The sequence below is a fragment of the bacterium genome, from assembly GCA_026416715.1.
Lineage (GTDB): Bacteria > UBP4 > UBA4092 > JAOAEQ01 > JAOAEQ01 > JAOAEQ01.
In genome coordinates this window covers 1-5,252 of sequence record JAOAEQ010000046.1, presented here as the reverse complement: position 1 = coordinate 5,252, position 5,252 = coordinate 1, and the positions used below count along the sequence as shown (strand labels likewise).

Annotated in this window: 5 protein-coding genes; 4 read left to right on the top strand and 1 reads right to left on the bottom strand. The window is 44.3% G+C overall.

What is annotated here, in order from left to right:
* From N3A72_12355 to N3A72_12340, 4 genes are all read left to right on the top strand, one after another.
* The coding region (locus N3A72_12355; protein ID MCX7920368.1) for a hypothetical protein at window positions 1–190 on the top strand (190 nt) is incomplete at its 5' end.
* A gap of 177 nt (window positions 191–367) precedes the next feature.
* Entirely contained in the window at window positions 368–1,642 is a 1,275-nt protein-coding gene (locus tag N3A72_12350) for a hypothetical protein (GenBank protein ID MCX7920367.1), read from the top strand.
* A 56-nt stretch (window positions 1,643–1,698) separates the two neighbouring features.
* Window positions 1,699–2,478 carry a glycosyltransferase family 2 protein gene (locus tag N3A72_12345; protein ID MCX7920366.1) on the top strand — a complete coding sequence of 260 codons (780 nt, stop codon included), beginning with the start codon at window positions 1,699–1,701 and terminating at the stop codon, window positions 2,476–2,478.
* Window positions 2,479–2,481: 3 nt separating this feature from the next.
* A complete protein-coding gene (locus N3A72_12340; GenBank protein MCX7920365.1) occupies window positions 2,482–3,483 on the top strand; it encodes a glycosyltransferase in 1,002 nt (333 codons plus the stop codon).
* 18 nt (window positions 3,484–3,501) lie between these two features.
* Here N3A72_12340 and N3A72_12335 read toward each other — a convergent pair whose 3' ends face one another.
* A complete protein-coding gene (locus N3A72_12335; GenBank protein ID MCX7920364.1) occupies window positions 3,502–4,671 on the bottom strand; it encodes a DUF1343 domain-containing protein in 1,170 nt (389 codons plus the stop codon).
* Between the last annotated feature and the right edge of the window lie 581 nt (window positions 4,672–5,252).

The following is a 5,252-nucleotide window of genomic DNA, read 5'->3' as shown; positions in this document are numbered from 1 at the left end:
GACCGAACCGGTGCTGAAAACAGAGATTGATACCGAGAAATGGTGTAAAAAAATGTGGAAAATATACTATGAACCACGGTTTATCCTGAAATCGATGGTGACAATTCGATCGTTGGACGATATGAAACTGTTATTTCGCGCAATCCGGTCATTATTCGGCCATCTGCGAGATTATCATCAGGAACGTTAAATTCTCGAGACGAATTCATATATACCCACAGGGTACCGAGAGAACTCATAGCCATTAGCACCATTCGCATTGGCTATTGCTGCCAGATATGATAGCCAATATTTCGAGCGATAGAACATACGAGGGGAGATTGGTGGTTTCAGGTGTTCTCGGCGTTCTCTGTGGTTCTTTTTTCTTATGGAAAAAACGGATAGACTGATTCGGCAGGGAACCTTTTTCGTCGGTATCGCAATGGCGGGAAACGTCTGCAACGTGCTGTTTAACCTCGTGATGACGCGAAGTCTCGGGCCGTATCACTATGGGATTTTTGAAACGCTCCTATCCGTGCTAGCGGTGATCGCTATTCCAAGCAGTGTCGTGCAACTGACGATCGCCCGCTATCTCGCCTACTATTCCGCAAAGCATGACTTGGATCGGATCCGATCGTTATTACGTCACGCAATCGCAGTAACGTTCGTCATCGGTTGCTCTGGCGGAATCGTTTTATTCGCTGCCAGACATATGATTTTACAATCGCTCGCGATTCAATTAGACTCGAACACGCCTATGCTCATTCTCGCGATCCTATTCGCTTTCGGTTGGGTTCTACCGGTTTTCCGTGGCGGGCTCCAAGGATTGCAACAGTTTCTCCTGCTCGGATTAAACATTATCGCAGATGCGAGTATTCGACTGATTGCCGGCATTATCTTGGTTTATCATGGATTCCAGATAGCGGGAGCGTTAGGAGCGTCGGTAGTCGTTCTCATGGTCGGGTTCATTCTGTCAGGGTTCCCGTTATCATCCTATGTGAAAAAACCTGAATCGCAATCGATTCCTCTCGAAGTTAAACCTATCCTGATGTACGCTATTCCAGTCTTGCTCTATTTCTTAGGAAAAGAATTGTTTGCGCGATTGGATATTTTCATCGTCAGCCGCTACCTTGCCGGTGAAAACCAACAGTTTCGTGGATATTATACCGCAGCAGCGTTAATCGGTGCAGCGTTCTGGTCGTTACCGACAGCCATTATCACAGTCATGTTCCCGAAAGTAGCGCATACCCACGCAAAAAACCTAAGTCCACTCCATCTGATTCGAAAAAGTCTTTTCTTCAGCGGTATCCTCTGCGGTATCGGAATTGCAGGTTGTTTTCTGTTCCCGAAATTGGTCATATCCATTTTATACGGAGCGAAATATCCGGTTGAAATTATGGCGCCGTTAATCCAATGGTTCTCGGTCTGTATAACGCCATTGGCGTTAGCGAATGTCCTGCTCAATTATCATCTCGCAAAAGCGGAATATGCATGTATCTATGTTCTCATTGGCGGAGTCATATTCCATGGTATCCTACTCTGGATATTCCATCAAACGGTATATCAGGTTTTATCGGTCATTTTCATCAGTGGGGTTATCCAGAGTATCGCTAACTATGCGTTGATGGTATATAAAGAAAAGATGCTACAAGGGAAAACGTAACTCGTTCACGGAACGAACCATTTTCTCAACTCTATTCGATATCCGAGTGCGCAATTATGCAGAATTACCGAGGTAAAATTTCAATTATCATGCCGGCATATAACGAAGGTAACCATATTTATGCGAATATTATGGAAACGAAACAGTTGTTTGATGGTGCCGGTTGCCGGTATGAAATTATCGTCGTCGATGACGGCAGTCAGGATAATACATTCTCGGAAGCGCAACGCGCCGTGGCGTGCGCGCCGGAAATCATTAAACTAACCCGAAATACCACGAATATCGGGAAAGGATTTGCTATTCGAGAAGGATTTAAACTGGTTACCGGCGATATGGTCGTTTTTCTCGATAGCGATTTGGAATTGCATCCGAACCAAATCAAATTATTGTTCGAAATTATGCAGCAGCAGCACGCAGACGTGGTTATCGGCAGTAAACGACATCCGCAATCGAAACTCGATTATCCGTTAAAACGGCGTATCGTGAGTGCGGTATATTTTTTCCTCGTTAAACTCTTATTCGGATTACCGATTCGCGATACGCAAACCGGATTGAAACTATTCAAACGGAACGTGCTCGATGAGGTTATGCCGGTGCTGTTGGTCAAACGGTTTGCGTTCGATTTAGAGTTATTAGCGAATATCCATCATTTCGGATATACCATTGCGGAATCACCGGTTATCGTCAATTATCGTGGGAAAATGCGCGCGCATATCGGCCTGCGCGCAATCTGGCAAACGTGGTTTGAAACCATGGCGGTATTCTATCGTATGCATATCCTGAAATACTACGATACGAAAAAATCCGAAATCCGAAATCTCAACCCCAAATCCTGAGGTATGAACTATCCGTTTGTTTCGATTATCATTGCCGTCGGAGAAAATAATCCGAACCTGCAGGAATGTATCCGAGCATGTCTTGCGTTAGATTATCCGAGATTCGAAATTTTGGTTCTGCCGGATAAAAACGGGAATCATTCATATCCGGCGTCGGTTACGATTATCCCGACGGGGAAAGAACTGCCAGCGAAAAAACGTGATATCGGTATCGAATATGCTCGTGGTGAAGTGATCGCGTTTTTAGACGACGATACCTACCCAGAGAAAGATTGGCTGAAGAATGCGGTAACAATCTTTCTAGAAAACGAGGATATCGCAGCTGTTTCCGGTCCGGCGGTAACACCGCCGAGTAACGATGTGATGCAACAGGCGAGCGGATTGATTTATAGCTCGTGGTTAGTCGGCGGGAGTTATCGCTATCGGTATATACCGCAATCCCGCCGTGACGTGGATGATTATCCGACCTGCAACCTGTTAGTTCGCAAATCGGTTTTGCAGGAACTCGGCGGATTTAATACCAAATTCTGGCCTGGCGAAGATACGAAATTATGCCTCGAAATCGTGCAAAAACTACGGAAAAAAATTGTATATGCGCCAACCGTTCTCGTTTACCATCATCGACGCCGATTGTTCCGTGGTCATCTGAAACAAATCTTAAGTTACGGTCTTCATCGTGGATATTTCGTCAAACGATTCCCCGCAACCTCGTTGCGGGTATCGTATTTCCTGCCGTCATTATTGACGTTCGCCATTCTCTTCGGCTGGTTAACCCGATTCATTCATCCGTTCCTGTTTAACCTCTACCTATTCGGCGTTATCTCCTATCTCATCGCAGCAATCTTAACCGGACTTACAGCTCGAACCGAACAATACCCCCATAATCTTAAGTTGAAATTAGCGGTTTTTTCCGGCATAATTTTAACCCATTTCACGTATGGAATCTGGTTCGTTAAAGGACTGCTCGCTTCCAAACTGCCGGAAGAAGCGGACGACCGAATCTAATCATTGTGCAGCTTGCCGTTAGTAGAGCAGGTATTTCTCGCGAACTTTTTTAAACGTTTCTAACCCGTCTTGCCAAGAAGCGATAATCTCTTCAGCGGAGTTCCCTTGTTCTATCATCGTTCGCACGGTATCAGTTCCGATTGCCTGATAGAACATCTTCAATCTACTATTCGGTTTATCGGCATCGTTAGGGAAAATGGTCTGACAGGGATACATCGTATAGATGGTTGATAGAATGTGGAGTCCCGTCGCAACAGGAGAAAACTCGGTCACGTTGGTTATATGCAACTGAACCCCTTGGCAGATTTGGTCTTTAAAAATATAATAATACGGACGAAACGTTATCGGACGAAACACTACCCCAGCCAGTTGTTTCCGATTCAATTCGTTCGCTAAGGTATCGCTATCGAGCCAGTTCGTGCCAACGATTTCGAACGGTACCGTATATCCGACTCCGACACAAATCGTATGAAGTTCGCCAATAAACCCCGTTGTCGCATAATACCACGCAGTGCTCGACTGCGGTATATGGGGCGATGTCATCACCCACGGCAGATTGGTTTCCGCAAAGGTCATTTTCCGGTTCCATCCTTTTAACGGGACAATATGTAATTCGCAGTTGATTTTGAATTCCGTGTTGAACAATAGCGCGAGTTCACCAACGGTTAATCCATGCACAACCGGAATCGGATATAATCCGATAAACGAACTGAATCTCGGGTCAAGAATCGGTCCATCAACGACAATTCCGTTAATCGGATTCGGTCGATCGAGAACAATAAACGGTATCCCGTTTTCTTTCGCCGCTTCCATAGCGTATGCCATTGTGTAAACGTAGGTATAATATCGAGCGCCAACATCCTGAATATCGAACACGAACACGTCTACTTCTTGCAGCATGTCCGGAGTCGGTTTTCGCGTTTTACCATAGAGACTATATACCGGTACGCCAGTCTTTTTATCTGTATAGGTATCGACGTTTTCACCAGCGAAAATATCGCCACGAATCCCGTGTTCCGGTGCAAATAATGCGGTTAGTTTACTTCCCTGCAATCGACTCAGGATATCTATGCTCGAGATAGCCTGCGCTGTTATCCCAGTCGGATTGGTGATCAATCCAACGCGTTTTCCGTGAATTAATTGCTGATATTCTTTTAATAAAACATTGATCCCAGGTTGAACTGACATAGGCTATTTCTCCTCTAAATAATGAAATTATGGTTGAATTATGGATGATATCTATCTGCGTTTTATCGGGTAGCTGTTTTTATAATTCGGTTGGAAATCCTATAAAAATAAAAAAGAGCAGAGTTGAAGGGGGAGTGATTTTATCTCTGCTCTTATGATGAATTGTGTTGGTAAAATAGAGAAGCAACAATTATGCCAAATTTGAACTTCTGGCAATCAGATAAATTCTACTGAGTTTATATATCTGGTTTAACAAGAGTTAAATATAAAAACTGAATAATTTATTTTAAGGTTGAAATTAGTATACTCGCCGCCGTAAATGCGGTAAAATTACCGCAAACGCCATAGGTTACTGTGGTAAATTTACTGCATAACCCATCTCACCAGCCATGAATGACTCGGCTAAAATCAATCATCCCTAACGGGATTAACAAGAAGCTCTATTTGGTATTTCCAGCTAGCTATGAATAGCTGGGCTAGAATCAATCATCCCTTCGGGATTAACCCAATGCATTTTGTTAGCCCCGATAACGGGGCGTCTGATTCTAGCCCAGCATGCAATGCTGGGAAAAAGAATGCAA

Bases quoted from the DNA above. Each gene is read 5' to 3' on its own strand.
- N3A72_12350 (MCX7920367.1), top strand. From the start codon at position 368: ATGGAAAAAACGGATAGACTGATTCGGCAGGGAACCTTTTTCGTCGGT.
- N3A72_12345 (MCX7920366.1), top strand. From the start codon at position 1,699: ATGCAGAATTACCGAGGTAAAATTTCAATTATCATGCCGGCATATAAC.
- N3A72_12340 (MCX7920365.1), top strand. From the start codon at position 2,482: ATGAACTATCCGTTTGTTTCGATTATCATTGCCGTCGGAGAAAATAAT.
- N3A72_12335 (MCX7920364.1), bottom strand. From the start codon at position 4,671: ATGTCAGTTCAACCTGGGATCAATGTTTTATTAAAAGAATATCAGCAA.